Source organism: Pseudomonas sp. B7, from assembly GCF_016735645.1.
GTDB classification, from domain to species: Bacteria; Pseudomonadota; Gammaproteobacteria; order Pseudomonadales; family Pseudomonadaceae; genus Aquipseudomonas; species Aquipseudomonas glycinae.
Window position 1 is genome coordinate 258,868 of record NZ_JAERRE010000011.1, and the last position, 19,252, is coordinate 278,119.

The following is a 19,252-nucleotide window of genomic DNA, read 5'->3' on the forward strand; positions in this document are numbered from 1 at the left end:
AGCCATGATCAACGTAGACCTGCAACAACTCATCCAGGCGCTGGACGCCGAAACCCGTCGCGATCTGGAGCGTTCGGCCGAGCGCTGCGTGGCCCGTGGCGGCAGCAAGATTCTGGTCGAAGACTTGCTGCTCGGCCTGCTGGAGCGCCCGAACGGGCTGCTCTCCCGCGCGCTGCAGGATGCCGACGTTGACGCTGGCGAACTGAGCGCGGCGCTGCAATCGCGGGTCGAGCACAGCGCTTCGCGCAACCCGGTGTTCGCCCCGGAACTGGTGCAGTGGCTGCAAGACGCACTGCTGGTGGCCAACCTTGAGCTGGGCCAGACCTCGGTCGAAGACGCGGCGCTGATCCTCGCGCTGCTGCGCAACCCGATGCGCTACGCCGGCAGCCGCTACCAGCCGTTGCTCGCCAAACTGAACATCGATCGCCTGAAGGAATTTGCGCTGTCGCAACAGCCCCAGGCAGCGGCCAACGGTAAACCGGCCGCCCAGGGCGAATCGCTGTTGGAGCGCTTCACTCACAACCTGACCCAACAGGCCCGCGACGGCAAACTCGACCCGGTGCTGTGCCGCGATGGCGCGATCCGCCAGATGGTCGACATCCTTGCCCGTCGCCGCAAGAACAACCCGATCGTGGTCGGTGAGGCCGGTGTCGGTAAAACCGCCATCGTCGAAGGCCTGGCCTCGCGCATCGCTGCCGGTGAAGTGCCGCAAGTGCTCAAGGGCGTCGAGCTGCTGTCGCTGGACATGGGCCTGTTGCAGGCCGGCGCCAGCGTCAAAGGTGAATTCGAACGTCGTCTGAAAGGCGTGATCGACGAGGTCAAAGCCTCGCCGAAACCGATCATCCTGTTCATCGACGAAGCCCACACCCTGATCGGCGCGGGCGGTAATGCCGGCGGTTCCGATGCGGCCAACCTGCTAAAACCGGCACTGGCTCGCGGTGAACTGCGCACCATCGCCGCGACCACCTGGGCCGAGTACAAGAAATACTTCGAGAAAGACCCGGCGCTGGCCCGTCGTTTCCAGCCGGTTCAGTTGCACGAACCGACCGTGAGCGAAGCGGTGACCATCCTGCGTGGCCTGGCTCAGGTCTACGAGAAGAGTCATGGCATCTACCTGCGCGATGACGCGGTGGTGTCCGCCGCTGAGTTGTCCGCCCGCTATCTGGCCGGTCGCCAGCTGCCGGACAAAGCCGTCGACGTTCTCGACACCGCGTGCGCCCGCGTTCGCATCAGCCTCGCCGCTGCCCCGGAAAGCCTGGAACGCCTGCGCGGCGAACTGGCTGAAGGTGGCCGTCAGCGTCAGGCCCTGCGCCGCGATGCCGAAGCCGGTCTGCTGATCGATCACGAAGCGCTGGAGGCACTGGAAGCGCGTCTGGACGAAGCCGAAGCCGAAATGGTCGCACTGGAAACCCTGTGGACCGAGCAGAAACAACTGGCCGAGCGCCTGCTGGAACTGCGCCAGCAACTGGCCAAGGCCCGTGAAGCCGCTGCGGTCGAGCCGACAGTGACTGTTGAAGAAGACGCCGAAGGCACGGTGATCGAAACCCACGCCGCCGAAGTTGACGAAGCTCTTAGTGTCGAAGCGCTGGAAGCACAACTCAACCAAACCCACAGCGCGCTGACCGCCGCTCAGGTCAAGGAGCGCCTGGTCAGCTTCGAAGTCTGCCCGCGTCTGGTGGCCGAAGTGATCAGCGCCTGGACCGGTGTGCCGCTGGCGCAACTGGCCCGAGAGCACAACGCCAAGGTCGCGAGCTTCGCCACCGACCTGCGCACCCGCATCCGGGGTCAGGAACAAGCCGTGCACGCCCTGGATCGCTCGATGCGCGCCACCGCTGCCGGCCTGAACAAGCCTGACGCACCGGTCGGCGTGTTCCTGCTGGTCGGCCCGAGCGGCGTCGGCAAGACCGAAACCGCGCTGGCGCTCGCCGACCTGCTGTACGGCGGCGACCGCTTCATCACCACCATCAACATGTCCGAGTTCCAGGAGAAGCACACCGTTTCCCGCCTGATCGGTGCACCACCAGGCTACGTCGGTTACGGCGAAGGCGGCATGCTCACCGAAGCCGTGCGCCAGAAGCCGTACTCGGTGGTGCTGCTCGATGAAGTCGAGAAGGCCGACCCGGACGTGCTTAACCTGTTCTACCAAATCTTCGACAAAGGCGTGGCCAACGACGGCGAAGGGCGCGAGATCGACTTCCGTAATACGTTGATCCTGATGACCTCGAACCTGGGCAGCGACAAGATCAGCGACCTCTGCGAAGACGGTGCGCGTCCGACCGCCGAAGTGCTGGAAGAAACCATTCGCCCGGTGCTCAGCAAACACTTCAAACCGGCGCTGCTGGCGCGGATGAAAGTGGTGCCGTACTACCCGGTCGGCGGCCCGGTGCTGCGCGAGCTGATCGAGATCAAGCTCGGTCGTCTGGGCGAGCGTCTGAACCGTCGACAGCTGGATTTCACCTGGTGCCAGAACCTCGTCGATCACCTGTCCGAGCGCTGCACTCAAAGCGAAAGCGGTGCGCGCCTGATCGACCATTTGCTCGACCAGCACGTGCTGCCGCTGGTGGCCGACCGTTTGCTCGACGCCATGGCCACCGGTGAAAGCCTCAAGCGCGTGCATGCGACGCTTGACGGTGAAGCCAGCGTGACCTGCGAGTTCGCCTGAGGTGAGTGTGATGTTCACCCAAGTGCCGCAGCCACTGCTCTATGCCGAAGCCTTGCTGGCGCAGTTCGCCAGCCTGTCGCGCGCGGCGGACGGTGCTGCGCTGCTGGGTGACTTCGTGCGCGGCCTGGCCGGGCTGAGCGGTTGCGAACTGACGCAGCTGTACTTGCTGGACGCCACGCATACGTCGCTGGGGATGAACGCCGAATGCCTCGACGGCGTGCTGCAACCGCGCAGCGCGGCGAGCCTGCCGGCGGATTACAACGGCGAGCAACTGTTGCAGTTCGCCCTGTGCCAGAACCGCGTGGTGAGCTTCGACGACCTGGGCGGCAGCCTGCACGAAACCAGTTTTCTGCCGGCGTCGTCCACGCCGTGGCAGTCGCTGTTGTGCGTGCCGCTGGTCAATCAGCAGAAGGCCGTCGAAGGCCTGTTGCTGTGCGCCAGTCGTCGCCACATCGACCTGCAAGGCTTCGCCGATTCCCTTGGCCAGCTCGGCTCGTTCGTGCTTGGTCAACTGCATCTGCTGCAACGTCTGCGCCAGCCAGTGGATGCGGCCGCACCGGTCGTGCGCAGTCTGCCGAGTGCCAGCGGCTACGGCTTGATCGGCAAGAGCGCGGCGATGCGCCAGACCTACTCGCTGATCAGCAAAGTCCTGCACAGCCCGTACACCGTGCTGTTGCGTGGCGAGACCGGTACCGGCAAGGAAGTGGTCGCGCGGGCGATCCACGATTGCGGCCCGCGCCGGTCCCAGGCGTTCATCGTACAGAACTGCGCGGCGTTCCCGGAAAACCTGCTGGAAAGTGAGCTGTTCGGCTACCGCAAAGGTGCGTTCACCGGCGCCGATCGCGACCGCGCCGGGCTGTTCGATGCGGCCAACGGCGGCACTCTGTTGCTCGACGAAATCGGTGACATGCCGATGTCGCTGCAAGCCAAGTTGCTGCGTGTTTTGCAGGAAGGCGAGATCCGTCCGCTGGGTTCCAACGACACCCACAAGATCGACGTGCGCATCATCGCCGCGACGCACCGCGATTTGTCGGTGCTGGTCAGCGAAGGCAAATTCCGCGAAGACCTGTACTACCGTCTCGCACAATTTCCGATCGAACTGCCGGCCCTGCGCCAGCGTGAAGGCGACATCCTCGACCTCGCCAAACACTTCGCCGACAAGGCCTGCACTTTCCTGCAACGTGATCCGGTGCGCTGGTCGGACGCAGCGCTGGAACACCTGTCCGGTTACACCTTCCCCGGCAACGTGCGTGAACTCAAAGGTCTGGTCGAACGCGCGGTGCTGTTGTGCGAGGGCGGCGAGTTGCTGGCCGAACATTTCTCGCTGCGCCTGGAATCGGCGCCAGCGCCGGAAGACCACTGCGGCCTCAATCTGCGCGAACGACTGGAAGCGGTCGAACGCAATCTGTTGCTCGATTGCCTGCGCAAGAACGACGGCAACCAGACGCTCGCCGCCCGGGAACTGGGCTTGCCGCGCCGCACGCTGCTGTACCGGCTCGGCCGCTTGAACATCAATCTGGGTGATTTCGATGGGTAGGCGAAAGTCCGTCGGATTCACCTCGAACACCTATTTCAGCGCCGCCCGCAAGGGTCGGCGCTTTGTGCTTTGTCTACACCTGGAGACCCTCTGATGTCTGTTCGTCACTGGCACGCTGTCCTGCTGACCCTCGTCGTTCTATGCGGCCTCGGCGGTTGCAGCGGCAATTACAAATTCAACGATAACGATTACCGCCCGCTGGGTGATCCGCAGGCGGTCAATCGCGGCAAGTGACCGCAAGGAGCATCAAACATGGAATTGGTTTTCGAAATGCTGAACACCAAGCAGTTCGTGCCCACCGAGCTGTGCCAGCGGACCTTCAAACAGGCCGGTGGCGTGATCGGGCGGGGCGAGGACTGCGATTGGATCATCCCTGACCGCAAGCGTCACTTGTCCAACCACCACGCGATCGTCAGCTATCGCGAGGGTACGTTTTTCCTGACCGACACCAGCAGCAACGGTGTTCAGGACGGCGACAGCGGCGCACGCCTGCACAAGGGCGAACCGGTGCGCATCGAGCACGGCAGCACCTACGTGCTGGGCGACTTCGAGATTCGCGCGCGCCTGGTGCGCGACCCGGCGACCTTCGACGGTGAAGTCGGCCTGCCACGCGCCGCCGGCAGCATCATTCCGGACGATGCGTTTCTCGACCTCGATCCGCTGAAGTCGCTGGAGCAGCAAGAGCGCGTGTACTCGGAGTTCGAGGAAATGCTCGCACCGGTGACCGACCCTGAAGACTCCCGTCAGCGCGCCGACTATGCGCGTATCGACATGGAAAGCCTGATGGTGCCGGAGCTGATCGTCGAGCCCAAGCCTGAGCCTGCACCGGCACCGAAAGCAGTCGAGCGCCAGAGCGAAACCTTCTGGGACAAATTCGGCGCGGCCCTCGGCGTGAACGTGAAGAACCTCAGCCACGACGAGCGTGAAGCTCTTGCGCTGAACGCTGCTCGTCTGCTGCGCCAGAGTATCGGCGGTCTGCAACAGAGCCTGCGCACCCGTTCCGAGCTGAAGAACGAGCTGCGTCTAGCCCAGACCACCGTGCAAGGCACCAACAAGAATCCGCTGAAATTCGCCGTCGACCCGAGCGAAGCGCTGGACATCCTGTTGCAGCCGAACAAACCGGGCCACTTGCCGGCCGAGCAGGCGATTTCCCGCGCGTTCCGCGATTTGCAGGCGCATCAGGTGGCGCTGCTGACCGCCAGCCGCGCGGCGGTACGCGGCACTCTGGAGCACTTCTCGCCGGAGCAGTTGACCCTGCGTTTCGAGCGCGACAACAAGCCGTTGCTCGCCACCGCTGGCGGGCGCTGGAGAGCGTTCAACCGTTACCACCACGCGCTGCGTCAGGACGACGACTGGAGCGAGCGCCTGCTGGCCCGCGACTTCGCCCAGGCCTACGAAGAACAGATCCGCCTGATCTCCACCCTCCACACCGACCACCAAGGATGATGCGCATGTCTCGCCGCTCGACCGCTTTTTTCAAGACGCTGACCGCGCTCACCCTGTTGGTGCTGCTCGCCGGTTGCTCGTCGCTGTCGCCGTATTCGAAAGTGACCAAGATCAACCTGAAGCTGACCGGCAGCGATCAATTGAACCCGGACCTCAACGGTCGTCCGTCGCCGATCGTGGTGCGCCTGTTCGAACTCAAGCACCCGGTGACGTTCGAGAACGCCGATTTCTTCAGCCTCTACGAGCGCGCGAAGGAATCCCTCAACCCGGATCTGGTGGCCAGCGAAGAACTCGAACTGCGCCCGGGTGAAACCGTGGAGCTGAAACTCAGTGTGGAGGAGGGCAGCCGCTTCATCGGCATCCTCGCCGCGTACCGTGACCTGCCGGAAACCAAATGGCGCCACACGTTCCCGATCACACCGCTGGAAGTCACCGAAGCCGATCTGACCCTGGATCAGGCCGGTATCCGCAAGACCAACGAAGTGCTCGCCAAGGCGGATGACTGACCATGAATACCCATAAAGTCATCTGGCAGGAAGGCATGCTGCTGCGCCCGCAGCACTTCCAGCACAACGACCGCTACTACGATCACCAGATGAAGACCCGCACCCAGTTGCTGGGCGGCTACACCTGGGGTTTCCTGAATCTGGAGATCGACCTGCAGTTCCTCAACATGGGCAAACTGGTGATCAGTGAAGCCTCGGGGATCCTGCCGGACGGCAGCCTGTTCGAACTCGGTGGCAACACCGAGCCGCTGGCGCTGGACGTACCGCCGAACACCGGCAACATGCCGATCTACCTGGCGCTGCCGCTGGTCACCGGTAACCACATCGAGGCCCGGCGCCCGGAGCAGTCCGATGTGCTGGCGCGCTACACCGCATATGACGCCGAAGTCGCCGACTCCAACGCCGGTGATGATTCCGCCAGCCAGGTCAGTTGCGGCCGCCCGGACTTCAAGCTGTTGCTCGGCGAGCAGCAGAGTGACCAGGCTTACGTGAAGCTGAAGATCTGCGATGTGCTCGACACCACGCCGGACGGCGTGATCAGCCTCGATCCGGATTTCGTGCCGACCTACATTCAGGCCCACGCCTCCAGCTACCTGCTGTCGTGCCTGAAAGAAGTGATCAGCATGCTCGGCCACCGGGGCGACACCATTGCCGAGCGCATTCGTTCGAACGGCAAGGTCGGCGGCGCGGAAATCGGCGACTTCATGATGCTGCAACTGATCAACCGCACCGAACTGCTGCTGCGCCACTACCTGGGCCTGGAGCAGGTTCACCCGGAAGAGTTGTACCGCACGCTGCTGACCATGCTCGGCGATCTGGCGACGTTCTCCAGCGACAGCAAACGCCCGCGTCTGGACAGCCGCTACTCCCACGCCGACCAGGGCGCGAGCTTCCGCAAACTGATGGAGTCGATCCGTCAGGTGCTGTCGATGGTGCTGGAACAGCACGCCATCGAACTGATCCTGCAAGCGCGTCAGTACGGGATCATCGTGTCGCCGCTGCACGACCACAAACTGCTGGGCTCGGCGTCGTTCGTGCTGGCAGCCAGTGCCAACTGCGACTCCGAAGAACTGCGCAACCGCTTGCCTGCGCACCTCAAGGTCGGCCCGGTGGAGCGCATCCGCCAACTGGTCAACCTGCACCTGCCGGGGATCAAGGTCAAACCGTTGCCGGTGGCCCCGCGGCAGATCGCGTTCCACTCCAACAAAACCTATTTCATCCTCGAACTCAGTTCCGAAGACCTGGCACAACTCGAGCGCTCCGGCGGCTTCGCGTTCCACGTGTCCGGCGAATTCGCCGAGCTTGAACTGAAATTCTGGGCCATCAGGAACTGACCGACATGATCAAGGACATGGAACACAACCAGGACGACAAAACCGTCCTGCTCGACCGTCAGGGCCATGGCCCTGCGGCGAGTCCGCTGACCGACTTCGCCGCGCCGCCGCGCTTCGAACAACTGGAAGAACGGATGATCTACGCCGCGCGCCTGCGCCCGGCGGAGGCCTTCAATATCAGCCTCAATTCGCTGGTGGCCGCGTCGTCCGAGCTGCTGTCGGAAGTGGTGCGCCTCAAACACAGCGAAACCCGCGAAGACCTCTACGCGCTCAACGAGCGCCTGACCGCCGGGCTCAAGCTGTTCGAAGTGCGCGCCCTGCACAACGGCGCCGAAAGCAGCCAGGTGATGGCCGCCCGTTACGTGCTCTGCACCGTGGTCGACGAAGCCGTCGTGACCACGCCGTGGGGCAACGAGAGCGAGTGGTCGCAGATGAGCCTGCTCAGCAGCTTCCACAACGAAACCTTCGGTGGCGAGAAGTTCTTCCAGCTGCTCGATCGGCTGTCGAAAAACCCGGTCAAGCACCTGCCGATGCTGGAGCTGATGTACCTGTGCCTGTCCCTCGGTTTCGAGGGCAAGTACCGCGTGCAGGCGCGCGGCATGCTGGAACTCGAAGGCATCCGCGACGCCCTGTACCGGCAGATCCGTCAGTTGCGTGGCGATGTGCCGCGCGAATTGTCGCCGCAGTGGGAAGGCCTCAACGATCAGCGCCGCAATCTGGTGCGCATCGTGCCGGCGTGGATGGTGGTGCTGTTCACTTTCGTCTGTCTGGTGATGATGTATTCGGGCTTCGCCTGGGTCTTGGGCGAGCAGCGCGACACCGTTCTGCAACCTTATCAGCCGCTTGATCCGGCCGCGGCCCAGCCGCAGTCGCAGCCGTAAACAGGGACGTGTGATGAAAAAGTTTTTCAAGAAAGTCGGCGCCTTCCTGCGCCAGACCTGGGTCTGGACCTTGCTGCTGGTGCTGTTCGTGGCGCTGCTGGTGTGGTTCGTCGGCCCGTTGTTGGCAGTGGATGACTACAAGTTCTGGGAAAGCGCGACCTCGCGTCTGCTGACCATCAGCGTGCTGTTCCTGATCTGGGGCCTGACCATGGTCTTCGTCAGCTGGCGCGCCGGGATCCGCAAGAAAGCCGTCGAAGAAACCGAAGACGGCCAGGACCGTATCCGCCGCGAAGAGTTGATCGACGAAGAGCAGAAAGAGTTGAAAGAGCGTTTCAAGGACGCCCTGAAAACCCTCAAGACTTCGAGCCTGTACCGCGGCCGCAGCGAGCGCTGGCGCAATGACTTGCCGTGGTACTTGCTGATCGGCCCGCAGGCCAGCGGCAAGACCAGCCTGCTGGACTTCTCCGGGCTGGAATTCCCGATCAACAAGATCGACCGCAAGCTGACCCGCGACACTCACGGCACCCGTCATTGCGACTGGTACTTCGCCGACCACGGTGTGCTGATCGACACCGCCGGCCGCTACCTGACCCAGCCGGATGCGGAAGTCGACGGCAGCGCCTGGACCACCTTGCTGGAACTGTTGCGCAAGCGTCGTCGCGGTCGTCCGCTGAACGGCGTGCTGGTGACCATTCCGGTGGAAACCCTGACCGGTGGCAGCGAACAGGACATCGAAACCCTGGCCCGCCAGGTGCGTGCGCGTCTGCAAGACGTCTATCAGAAGCTGCACGTCGATGTGCCGGTGTATCTGGTGCTGAGCAAGGCCGACAAGCTGCTGGGCTTCGACGAGTTCTTCGATCAACTGACCCGCGAAGAAAGCGATCAGGTGCTGGGTACCAGTTTCCGCAAGGATCAGGTCGGCACCGACGTGACGGTACTGCGCAACGAGTTCGAAGAGCTGCTGCGTCGCCTCAACAGCCAGGTGATCATGCGCATGCACTCCGAGCGCGACACCCAGCGCCGTGGCCGCATCCTCGACTTCCCGCACCAGATGGGCCAGATCGGCGAGCGTCTGTGCCTGCTCGTCGATATGGCGTTCACCGGCAACCGCTACCAGCGTGCGACACAACTGCGTGGTTTCTACCTGACCAGCGCACCGCACCTGACTCAGGAAATGGATTCGACCACCGCCGGCATCGGCGCGAGTCTGGGCATGAGCGCCGGCGTGTTGCCGACACTGCGCAGCGGTCGTTCGCGTTTCATCCATCATTTGCTCAGCCGGGTGATTTTCCCGGAGGCCGATCTGGCCGGTCTGGACAAGCGCGAACGCAGCCGCATCCACTGGGGCCAGCGTGCGTTGTACGTCGGCGCGCTGGGTGCTCTGGTTCTGTTCGGCATGCTCTGGGCCGGTGGATTCTCGGCCAACTACGAGCGTCTGGAAAACCTGCGCAACCTGGCGCAGAACTGGACCCAGCAACGCACGGCACTGTCGCCGCGCGATGACGCGATGGGCGCGCTGAAAACCCTCGACACCAGCTACGCTGCCACCCAGGTGTTCCCGAAAAAAGGCGACGCGGCGTACCACGAACGGATGGGGCTGTATCAGGGCCAAGACGTCAATCCGGTGGTCAAGGAGGCTTACGAGCGCGAGCTTGAAAAGCAACTGCTGCCACGCGTCGCGACGATGCTTGAAGGCCAGATCCGCGCCAACATGAAGGACCGCGAAAAGCTGATCAACAGCCTGCGTGCGTACCTGATGCTGAACATGAAGGATCGTCGTGACGCGGCATGGCTCAAGGACTGGATCGCGGCTGACTGGTCGCAGCGCTACACCGGCAACACTGCGGTGCAGAACGGTCTGAACACGCACCTTGAGCGTCTGCTGCAGCAGCCGTTTATCTACCCGCTCAACGAGCAACTGGTGACCCAGGCGCGTCAGGTGCTGCGCAGCGAATCGCTGGCGACCGTGGTTTACCGCATGCTCCGCGAGCAGGCGCGCAACCTGCCGGATTACCGTTTCAGCCAGCACCTCGGGCCGCAAGGCTCGCTGTTCATCGGTACCGAATACGTGATCCCGGGCTTCTACACCCAGACCGGTTATCAGCAGTATTTCTCGGTACAAGGCGCGTCGCTGGTGACCGACATCCTGCGTGACAACTGGGTGCTGGGCGAAGGCGCCGGCATCAGCGACATGGACTTGCGTCGCCTGATGGTCGAGCTGGAGCAACTGTACTTCCGCGACTATGCCAACTACTGGAGCGAGGCCGTTGGCCAGGTGGCGCTGCCGCCGATCAGCGATGCCGGTGAAGGCGCCGAGCAACTGGCGGGCCTGACCTCGGCCAACTCGCCGGTGCTGGCGCTGCTGACCGAAGTGCGCGAGAACACCCGTTTCCCGGCTGCTCCTGAGCCGGTGGACGAAGCCGGTGACGCTGCCGATGCGCTGGCGGGGCAGAAGGGCAAGCTGGGCAAGGTCGGCAAACTCGCTTCCGCTGTCGCCGACAAGGCTTCGGCGATGAACGTAGCGAAAAACCTGCCGGACACCGCCAAGAAGTCCCTGCAACGTCGCTTCGAGCCGCTGCACAAATTGCTCGACGACAACAACGGCCCGGCCGCTGACCTGACCCCGGCCTTCACCGCGCTCAACGACCTGCAACTGCAACTGGCGGGCCTCGCCCGTTCCAGCACGCCGGAGCAGGCCGCGTTCGAACTGGCCAAGACCCGCATGAGCGGCCAGCGTGATGCGCTGACCAACCTGCGCAATGCATCGGGTCGTCTGCCGCGTCCGTTGAGCGTGTGGTTCAACGTGCTGGCTGAGGACTCGTGGCGCCTGGTGCTCAACGATGCCTACCAGTACCTGAACGGCCGTTATCAGAACGAGCTGTACAGCGTGTATGGCAAGACGATCAACAAGCGTTACCCGTTCAGCGCCTCGAGCACCAGCGATGTGGCGATCAGCGATTTCCGCGAGTTCTTCCGGGCTCAAGGCACCATCGACCGCTTCTTCGACAGCTACATGCGTCCGTTCGTCAGCGGTGATCCGGGCAACTACCGGATGCGCAGCATCGACGGTCGCAGCCTGCCGGTGTCCAAGGTCTTCCTCGACCAGATGGCGGCGGCCCTGAACATCCGTCAGAGCTTCTTCTCGATCAATCCGGCCGAGCCGACCGTGCAGTTCAAGCTGGAGCCGTACACCCTCGATCCGGCCGTCAGCCGTTCCGAGTTCAAGTTCGGTGACAAGACCATGGAATACCGCCACGGTCCGATCCTGCCCATGACCTTCAAGTGGCCGACCGATGCTGAAGACGGTCGCACCAGCCTGGTCATGGACAAGATGGCCGGGCGCCCGATCGGCATCGAGAAGAACTCCGGCCCGTGGTCGCTGTTCCGTCTGTTCGACCTGATGCAGACGGAGTACCTGACCGGTCGCGACGTGCTGGTGCTGAAAGCCGATGTGGGTGGCCTGCGCGCCAACTACCTGCTGACCAGCCAGCGCACGCCGAACCCGTTCGACATGGGCGTAATGCGTACCTTCCGTATGCCGGTGCAGCTCTGATGCTGGTGGCCAGTCCCTGGCGCAGCGCGGCGCGAACCGACCCGGGCAAGGTGCGGTCGCGCAACGAAGATGCCTTCCTCGACACCCCGCAGCATGGGCTGTGGGTGGTCGCGGACGGCATGGGCGGTCATCAGGGTGGCGACATCGCCAGCCAGTTGATCGTCGCCAGCCTGGCTGAACTGCCGCAGCACGAAGATTTCGACGAACGCCTCAAAGCCATCCGCCAGTGCCTGCACTGGCTGAACCGGCGCCTGGGGCAGGAGTTGACCGTCACCGCCGGGCGCCACGACAGCATCATGGGCAGCACCGTCGTGGCGCTGCTGGTGGACGGCAATCGCGCGGCCTGCATCTGGGCCGGCGACAGCCGTTGCTACATGTGGCGCGGGCAGCGGTTATATCAGCTGTCGAAGGATCACTCGCTGCAGCAACAACTGATCGACGAACAGCAGATGAGCGTCGAACAGGCAGCGGCGCACCCGGCGGCCCAGGCCCTGACCCGGGCGGTCGGCGCGGCGGAACAGTTGACCCTGGATGTGCTGGAACTCGAGGTCTATCCCGGTGATGTGTTCTTGCTGTGCAGCGATGGTTTGTATCAAGGCCTGAGCAGCGATGCCCTCGGCAATGCTCTCAGCCTGGCGGCGCCACACGTGGCGCTGGAACGTCTGTTCGACGGCGCCCTGCGGGGTGCCGCTCGCGACAACCTGACGGCCGTGGTGATCCGCCAATGACTGAAATCGAATCCTCAGTCGACGACTTGCTGATGAGCGAAGAGCAGGCCAACAACCTGACTTATTTCGCCTTCGCCAAGCAACATAATGCCGAACCCGCGCTGGCGCCGACCAAGGCCAGCGTCGGCGCACTGCCGGATGTTCTGGCAGGCCGCTACCACCTCGAGCGTCTGCTCGGGGCCGGTGGCATGGGAGCGGTTTACCGGGCCCGGGATCTGCTGCACGAGCAGTTCGGCGATCCCGATCCTTACATTGCGCTGAAAATCCTCAGCGAAGAATTTGCCGAGTCGCCGGACGCCAGTGCCTTGCTCTACAGCGAGTTTGCCCTGACCCGACGCCTGCGCCACGACAACGTGCTGCGACCGCACACGTTCGAAGTGGACACCGATTGCCAGCGGGCCTTCATCACCATGGAACTCATGCGTGGCCTGACCCTGGACAAACTGCTCTGCGAGCGGCCGCTGGGCCTGCCGTGGAAAGAACTGCGCGACATCGCGCTGCCGCTGCTCGACGCGCTGGCCTACGCCCACCGTCGCGGCGTGCTGCACGGTGACATGAAGCCGAGCAACGTCATGCTCAGCGAAGACGGCGTGCGCCTGTTCGACTTCGGTCTCGGGCAAGCCGAGGAGGGCATCCTGCCCGGCCTGCCGCACCTGAGCCGCGAGCGCTTCAACGCCTGGACACCGGGCTACGCCGCCCCCGAACTGCTTGAGGGCCAACCGCTGTCGGCCAGCGCGGACGTGTACGGCGTGGCCTGCGTGATCTATGAACTGGCGGGCGGCAAACACCCGTTCCGCCGCTTGCCCTCGACCCAGGCCCGTGACGAACACCTGGAGCGCGAGCTGCAAGCCCCGGCAAATCTACCGACACACTGCTGGCCCGCGCTGCGCACCGCGCTGGCCTTTGACGCGGCAGAGCGCACCATCACTGCCGACCAATTGCGTGACGCCTTGGGCGCCACTTCGTCCTGGCTGCAGCGTTTGCGACTGCGGGCGTAACGGATGACATTCGAACAGGGAGCACTTTATGTTCAACCCAGCTAACGAAACGCACTTCAGCCTGACCGTTGAAGATTATGTAGGCGACCTGCTAGTCCTGTCGTTCACCGGCACCGAAGGCATCAGCCAGCCGTTCCGTTTCGACCTGGAACTGGTCAGCGAAAACCCGGATCTGGACCTGGAAAAGCTCCTGCACAAACAGGCCTTCCTCGCCCTCGATCCGCAAAGCTCGGGCATCCACGGCCAGATCTACCGCGTGGCCCAGGGCGATGCCGGCAAGCGCCTGACCCGCTACAAGGTTTCGCTGGTGCCGCAGCTGCAATACCTGCATCACCGCACCAACCAGCGCATCTACCAGCAGATGTCGGCGCCGAAAATCATCGCACTGATCCTCGACGAGCACGGCATCAAGGGCAACGCCTACAGCTTTCAGTTGAGCCAGCCGTGCCCGGACCGCGACTACTGCGTGCAGTACGACGAAACCGATCTGCACTTCGTCCAGCGCCTGTGCGAAGAAGAGGGGATTCACTACCACTTCCAGCACAGCAAGAAAGGTCATCTGCTGGTGTTCGGCGATGACCAGACCGTGTTCCCCAACCTCGGACAACCGACCGCGTATGTACAGGGCAGCGGCATGGTCGCCGAAGAACCGGTGATCAAAGGCTTCAAGCTGCGTCTGGAAACCCGCACCAGCCGCACCACCCGCCGCGACTACGATTTCGAGAAACCGCGCCTGCAAATGGAGGCGGCGTACAAACCGGACGGCGAGAGCACTGAACCGGATCTCGAAGACTACGACTACCCCGGCCGTTTCATCGACCGCGCGCGCGGCAAGTTCCTCAGCCAGCGCGCCCTCGAACGCCACCGTGCCGACTACCGCCAGGCCGAAGGTCGCGGTGACCAGACCAGACTCGTCAGCGGCCACTTCATGGAAATGTCCGACCACCCGCGCAGCGAGTGGAACGACCTGTGGCTGCTCACCGAAATTTTCCACGAAGGCAAACAGCCGCAAGTCCTCGAAGAATCGGTGACCAGCGACACCACCGACAACAAGGACGACTTCCACCAGGGCTACCGCAACCGCTTCCTCGCCACCCCGTGGGACGTGTTCTACCGCCCCGCGCTCGAACACCCGAAACCCCGCGTGCTCGGCAGCCAGACCGCGATGGTCACCGGCCCCAAAGGCGAAGAAATCCACTGCGACCAATACGGCCGCATCAAAGTGCAATTCCACTGGGACCGCGAAGGCCTGGCCGACGACAAAACCAGCTGCTGGCTGCGCGTCTCCAGCTCCTGGGCCGGCGACCGCTACGGCGCCATCTCCATCCCGCGCATCGGCATGGAAGTCCTCGTCACCTTCCTCGAAGGCGACCCCGATCAACCGCTGGTCACCGGCTGCCTGTACCACAAGGAAAACCCGGTGCCGTACGCCTTGCCGGCAAACAAAACCCGCAGCGTCTTCAAAACCCTCAGCTCCCCGGGCGGCGGTGGCTACAACGAACTGCGCATCGAAGACAAAAAAGGCGCCGAACAGATATTCATCCACGCCCAGCGGGACTGGGATGAAAACGTTGAGCACGACCAGAAGATTCGCGTCGGGAATGAACGTCACGACACGGTGGTGAAGAACAGCTACACCGAGCTCAAGGCAGAAGAACACCGCACCACCATAAGCGACCGCAAGATCGAAGCGAAAGCCGACGATCACCTGACGGTAGGAGAAAGCCAGCACATCAAGCTCGGTACCGCCCAGTTGACCAGTGTGGGGAAAGAGATCCACCTGAAGTCTGGCGACAAGATGGTGATTGAGGCTGGCACCGAACTGACCATTCTGGGCGGTGGGAGCTTTATCAAGCTCGATGGCGGTGGTGTGACGGTGGTTGGACCGGTGGTGAAGATCAATGCCGGAGGCTCGGCGGGAAGCGGTACGGGGATTGGCATTCTGGCACCGGTCATTCCGCTGATTGCGGATCAGGCTAGGGCGGGGAACACACTGAAGTCTGGTACTGCCAATAGTCCGAAGTATGACGAACAAATCCGTTTTGTGACCGGGCTCGGTCAACCCATAAAGTCTGTGAAGGCAGCGATTATTGTCCCTTCGTCGGTCGCTCCTAAAATCTCCAAAAGCAACGCAGATGGTCTGCATCCGCGTGTGGTGACTGACAGCGAGGAAACCGCTGAGGTCCATCTGATGTGGGACGAACTCATCGTGCCGGAAGGCTCCGACGATTACGAAGCGAGTAGAAATAAATGAGCGCACCCGTTGCTACATTCAAAACCAATAACCAAAGCTGCTCCGTTCAAGACATCACGTTGAAATGCGACAAGCTATGGACGATGGGGCAGCAAGAGGCTATCAGCCGACTGAGTGTCTCAGAAAAGAGCTGGTTTTCTTCGTCGAGCAAAATGGTATTGGTGGGTGACTTCAGCGCGCGAGCCGCGCGCATTGCAGCAGCCTATGCTGAGTTTTATCTAGAGCGTGGTGAGGACGGCAAACCTGACTTGAAGGGACGCTTTTACTGGATGGGATTGGCAGCTTTCGCGAGCAAGCAAGTCATGTGTGGTCTCGATTACATTCCTTCGGAACCGTACCTGACAGGCATAGTGCCGTTGCCATTTCAGATCCCCTACAAAATAGGCAAAAATGGCCTCGGCATGGGCAACTTTTGGCTGTTTCAGGATATTTTTGTCTGGCATTGGTTCTATAAAAAATATCCGGAGCAATTTAATGACTGTGCCCCGAAGCGAAACGCGAAGAGCTGCGATGCGCAAGTTCAGATGAATATCGATGAGTTGCCTTGGGCGGATAAAGCACTACCTGTTCTGAAAAATCTGGGACTGACTCCTGACATCACTGCAGGCTTCAACCTCATAAAAAAATCCGAGACGACATCTGATCCGGTTGCGAAACGAAATATTCAACAGCAATCACTATTGGCAATTGCTGATCATGAACAAAGAAGAATTCTTCAACCGCTTATCTATAACGGCTTTTTGTTTCAGAAAGTTCTGCAGACACAAGCTGCCGCTGAGGGTGCGCCGTTTGTACCGTTGCGGGTTGCTTCTTTCAGTTCTGCCTGTGATGTAAACAATAAGGAGTTGCGGGTTCAGATGACTAAAGGGGACTTGTTTAACGAATCTGATCGAATGGAGTTTATTCTGGAAATTGCAAAGCAATACCATAAAATGATGGGGCAAAAGAAAGATTATATGGAGCAGCAAATAGAGACGATTTCTACCTGGAAAAGCCGAAAATGAAATTTTACGGGTTGTTGATTTTTTTATTGCTCGCTGCATGCGGTGACTCAGACAAAGTAGGGACTGTTTCCATGGCAAACAAAACCCAGTTAATCAGTGTTGAGATTGGTGAGGAGATAAGCAATCTACTTTCTAGTTCTCCTGTGTCTTTTTCAAAAGAGTGCATTTCTGATGTGGATATGTGCTGGTATAAAGTTAAAAAGTCATTCGGTGATGAAGACCTTCCATCAGTCGAGGTGAATAAATCTCTGCGTCTAGACCAGGTTGCGAGTGTCAGTACTGCAGTAGATGGTGAGGTAGGCACTACTGTGGAGAACCTCGACTTATCAGTTCGGAGTCTCCCGGATGGAAGCAAGCATGATGAGTATCGAGCGTTTCTATACGATCTCATAAAAGATATAAAGAAGGCGGGCTGGGTACACTATTACGCACCTTCTGATCCTAGAATTTCCGGTAGTCAAATTGGCAAGATTAATTCAGCTGATGAAGTCATGGGTGATAGCGTATTAAGTCATCCGTGGCTGGATCCGAACTATAATCTGGATCATGAGCGATGGTTGAAAGTCGGTAAATTCTACAATTGGCATTTTTATAAGGATGGCAATCATCTTACGTTGCAAGCATGGCGGCGAGACTCTGATGCTGCTCCTGATGAGCGCGGAACGTATTTGGTAAGTTTGAGCTTCACCACCGAGCGTGAATACTGGAGTGCTGCTTTCACCGAGGCTGAAGATAAAAAGCGTTGGAAAGAGCTGCTGCCAGCCAAGATGAAAGAATATGCTGCTATTCGGAAGTCCCGAGAAGACAAGGCGGAAAAGGCGGGTATTAAAATTGACTCAAGCTATCAAGATCCAACCATCAAAGCATTGAAGTAAGTTGGAAGGAGACGGGTTGTATTCTTCCTGTCTCCTTTAAACTCCCCGCCCTCAAGGAACGCGCTCAGGACACGGAATGCCAGCCCCCTCTTTCTCTCTTCGCCCCGTGATGGTGCTTTGGCTGTACGCCGCGGCAATCGTGCATGTGCTCGCCGGTCTCACGCTGACCTGGGCCGGTCATTCCGGATTACTCGACGGCTATTTGCACACCCTCGAACTCGCGTTCTGGGGCGCCGATGCGGTCCCTGCCGCCGGTCAAGAGCTGCAGGTCTGGTGGCTCGCACTGTTCGGCGCGACGCTGCAAAGTTATTCGCTGTACATGCTCGCGCTGGTGCATTTGGGCAATCGCCTGAAATCATCAAGTGTGTGGGGCTGGTTGATGGCGGGCGTGCTGTTATGGGCGCCTCAGGACATGTGGCTTTCAGCGCAACAACAGGTCTGGTCGCATCTGTGGCTCGACGGATTTGCGCTGCTGGTGCTGTTGCCGCCGCTGGTCTGGTTGCTGCGCCATGATCGTCGAAAATCCCCACCAGAAAGGACCGTGAGCAAGTCCAACCCCTTTGTCGGCGGCGCCTACAAGCGTGTGCTGATCACCGGTGGCACCGGGTTTATCGGTGAAGCCGTAGTCAATCAATTACTCGATGCCGGCCACACCGTCAGCGTGTTGGCGCGTGATCCGCTGAAAGCGGCGAACCTGTTCGACGGTCGCGTCCGCTGTGTACGGTCGTTGAGCGAACTCGGCCGTGACGAACCCTTCGACGTAGTGATCAACCTCGCCGGCGCACCGGTCGCCGGTCCACGCTGGAGCCCCGAGCGGCAGGCGCAATTGCTCGCCAGTCGGGTCAACACCACTGAAGCGTTGATGACCTGGCTGAAAAACGCCAGGCACAAACCGGCGCTGTGGATTCAGGCCTCGGCCATCGGTTTTTACGGCGTGCGCGATGCCAGCGAAAGCCTCGATGAACAAGCCAGCAAGGGCGACGGTTTCATGGCCGAGCTCTGTGCGCGTTGGGAGGCTTCGGCGCAACCCGCCACGCAGTTTGGCGTGCGTCAGGTGGTGCTGCGCCTCGGCGTGGTGTTTGGTCCGGGCGGTGCGCTGCTGCCGTTGCTGATTCCGTTTCGCCTGGGTTTCGGCGGGCGCATGGGTGATGGTCAGCAGATCATGAGCTGGGTGCATCGCGACGATGTGATTCAGGTGATCGCTCGATCCTTCCACGATGAAAATTTGCGCGGCACCTACAACATGGTCGCGCCTGAAACCGTCAGTCAGGCGGCCTTCGCCGAGAGCGTCGGCAAAGTCCTCAAGCGCCCGGTGTGGTTCCACATTCCTGCAGCGCCCGTGCGTGCGTTGGTCGGTGAAATGGCTCAGCTGTTCTTTGACGGTCAGCGTGTGGTGCCGCGGCGTTTGAGTGAGGCAGGTTACGAGTTTCGCTATCCGACCCTCGACGCCGCTCTGCGCGATCTGGCCTGAGGA

The 19,252-nt window shown here is 61.3% G+C and carries 14 protein-coding genes; all 14 read left to right on the forward strand.

The window, feature by feature from the left end; all coding sequences use genetic code 11:
* Nucleotides 1-4 precede the first annotated feature (4 nt).
* Nucleotides 5-2,662, forward strand: a complete 2,658-nt coding sequence (tssH, locus tag JKA62_RS24160; RefSeq protein ID WP_201819809.1) for a type VI secretion system ATPase TssH — start codon at nt 5-7, stop codon at nt 2,660-2,662.
* A 10-nt stretch (nt 2,663-2,672) separates the two neighbouring features.
* Complete coding sequence (locus JKA62_RS24165) at nt 2,673-4,199, forward strand: sigma-54 interaction domain-containing protein (protein WP_201819811.1); 1,527 nt, start codon at nt 2,673-2,675, stop codon at nt 4,197-4,199.
* Between the two features lie 93 nt (nt 4,200-4,292).
* Entirely contained in the window at nt 4,293-4,433 is a 141-nt protein-coding gene (locus JKA62_RS24170; RefSeq protein ID WP_003229566.1) for a hypothetical protein, read from the forward strand.
* Nucleotides 4,434-4,451: 18 nt separating this feature from the next.
* Nucleotides 4,452-5,645 carry a type VI secretion system-associated FHA domain protein TagH gene (gene tagH, locus JKA62_RS24175; RefSeq protein WP_011336588.1) on the forward strand — a complete coding sequence of 398 codons (1,194 nt, stop codon included), beginning with the start codon at nt 4,452-4,454 and terminating at the stop codon, nt 5,643-5,645.
* Nucleotides 5,646-5,650: 5 nt separating this feature from the next.
* Entirely contained in the window at nt 5,651-6,151 is a 501-nt protein-coding gene (gene tssJ, locus JKA62_RS24180) for a type VI secretion system lipoprotein TssJ (RefSeq protein ID WP_011336587.1), read from the forward strand.
* A 2-nt stretch (nt 6,152-6,153) separates the two neighbouring features.
* Entirely contained in the window at nt 6,154-7,485 is a 1,332-nt protein-coding gene (tssK, locus tag JKA62_RS24185) for a type VI secretion system baseplate subunit TssK (protein WP_011336586.1), read from the forward strand.
* Nucleotides 7,486-7,490: 5 nt separating this feature from the next.
* A complete protein-coding gene (gene icmH, locus JKA62_RS24190; protein WP_011336585.1) occupies nt 7,491-8,366 on the forward strand; it encodes a type IVB secretion system protein IcmH/DotU in 876 nt (291 codons plus the stop codon).
* A gap of 13 nt (nt 8,367-8,379) precedes the next feature.
* Nucleotides 8,380-11,919 carry a type VI secretion system membrane subunit TssM gene (tssM, locus tag JKA62_RS24195; RefSeq protein WP_201819813.1) on the forward strand — a complete coding sequence of 1,180 codons (3,540 nt, stop codon included), beginning with the start codon at nt 8,380-8,382 and terminating at the stop codon, nt 11,917-11,919.
* Nucleotides 11,919-12,647 (forward strand): PP2C family protein-serine/threonine phosphatase, encoded by a 729-nt coding sequence (locus JKA62_RS24200; RefSeq protein ID WP_011336583.1) that lies wholly within the window; start codon nt 11,919-11,921, stop codon nt 12,645-12,647. The genes tssM and JKA62_RS24200 overlap by 1 nt, the downstream gene beginning before the upstream one ends.
* Complete coding sequence (locus tag JKA62_RS24205; RefSeq protein WP_085667340.1) at nt 12,644-13,645, forward strand: serine/threonine-protein kinase; 1,002 nt, start codon at nt 12,644-12,646, stop codon at nt 13,643-13,645. The genes JKA62_RS24200 and JKA62_RS24205 overlap by 4 nt, the downstream gene beginning before the upstream one ends.
* Nucleotides 13,646-13,673: 28 nt before the next feature.
* Nucleotides 13,674-15,899 (forward strand): type VI secretion system Vgr family protein, encoded by a 2,226-nt coding sequence (locus JKA62_RS24210; RefSeq protein ID WP_201819815.1) that lies wholly within the window; start codon nt 13,674-13,676, stop codon nt 15,897-15,899.
* Complete coding sequence (locus tag JKA62_RS24215; RefSeq protein WP_011336580.1) at nt 15,896-16,903, forward strand: DUF2515 family protein; 1,008 nt, start codon at nt 15,896-15,898, stop codon at nt 16,901-16,903. Before JKA62_RS24210 ends, JKA62_RS24215 begins: the two co-directional genes overlap by 4 nt.
* Before the next feature lie 71 nt (nt 16,904-16,974).
* Entirely contained in the window at nt 16,975-17,778 is an 804-nt protein-coding gene (locus JKA62_RS24220; protein ID WP_236676645.1) for a hypothetical protein, read from the forward strand.
* A gap of 76 nt (nt 17,779-17,854) precedes the next feature.
* The gene (locus tag JKA62_RS24225; RefSeq protein ID WP_201819817.1) at nt 17,855-19,249 is read left to right on the forward strand and encodes a TIGR01777 family oxidoreductase; all 1,395 of its coding nucleotides are present in this window, start codon (nt 17,855-17,857) and stop codon (nt 19,247-19,249) included.
* Nucleotides 19,250-19,252: the final 3 nt, after the last annotated feature.

Excerpts from the sequence above, each read along its gene's own strand:
- tssH (WP_201819809.1), top strand. The coding sequence starts at position 5 with ATGATCAACGTAGACCTGCAACAACTCATCCAGGCGCTGGACGCCGAA.
- JKA62_RS24165 (WP_201819811.1), top strand. The coding sequence starts at position 2,673 with ATGTTCACCCAAGTGCCGCAGCCACTGCTCTATGCCGAAGCCTTGCTG.
- JKA62_RS24170 (WP_003229566.1), top strand. The coding sequence starts at position 4,293 with ATGTCTGTTCGTCACTGGCACGCTGTCCTGCTGACCCTCGTCGTTCTA.
- tagH (WP_011336588.1), top strand. The coding sequence starts at position 4,452 with ATGGAATTGGTTTTCGAAATGCTGAACACCAAGCAGTTCGTGCCCACC.
- tssJ (WP_011336587.1), top strand. The coding sequence starts at position 5,651 with ATGTCTCGCCGCTCGACCGCTTTTTTCAAGACGCTGACCGCGCTCACC.
- tssK (WP_011336586.1), top strand. The coding sequence starts at position 6,154 with ATGAATACCCATAAAGTCATCTGGCAGGAAGGCATGCTGCTGCGCCCG.
- icmH (WP_011336585.1), top strand. The coding sequence starts at position 7,491 with ATGATCAAGGACATGGAACACAACCAGGACGACAAAACCGTCCTGCTC.
- tssM (WP_201819813.1), top strand. The coding sequence starts at position 8,380 with ATGAAAAAGTTTTTCAAGAAAGTCGGCGCCTTCCTGCGCCAGACCTGG.
- JKA62_RS24200 (WP_011336583.1), top strand. The coding sequence starts at position 11,919 with ATGCTGGTGGCCAGTCCCTGGCGCAGCGCGGCGCGAACCGACCCGGGC.
- JKA62_RS24205 (WP_085667340.1), top strand. The coding sequence starts at position 12,644 with ATGACTGAAATCGAATCCTCAGTCGACGACTTGCTGATGAGCGAAGAG.
- JKA62_RS24210 (WP_201819815.1), top strand. The coding sequence starts at position 13,674 with ATGTTCAACCCAGCTAACGAAACGCACTTCAGCCTGACCGTTGAAGAT.
- JKA62_RS24215 (WP_011336580.1), top strand. The coding sequence starts at position 15,896 with ATGAGCGCACCCGTTGCTACATTCAAAACCAATAACCAAAGCTGCTCC.
- JKA62_RS24220 (WP_236676645.1), top strand. The coding sequence starts at position 16,975 with ATGGCAAACAAAACCCAGTTAATCAGTGTTGAGATTGGTGAGGAGATA.
- JKA62_RS24225 (WP_201819817.1), top strand. The coding sequence starts at position 17,855 with ATGCCAGCCCCCTCTTTCTCTCTTCGCCCCGTGATGGTGCTTTGGCTG.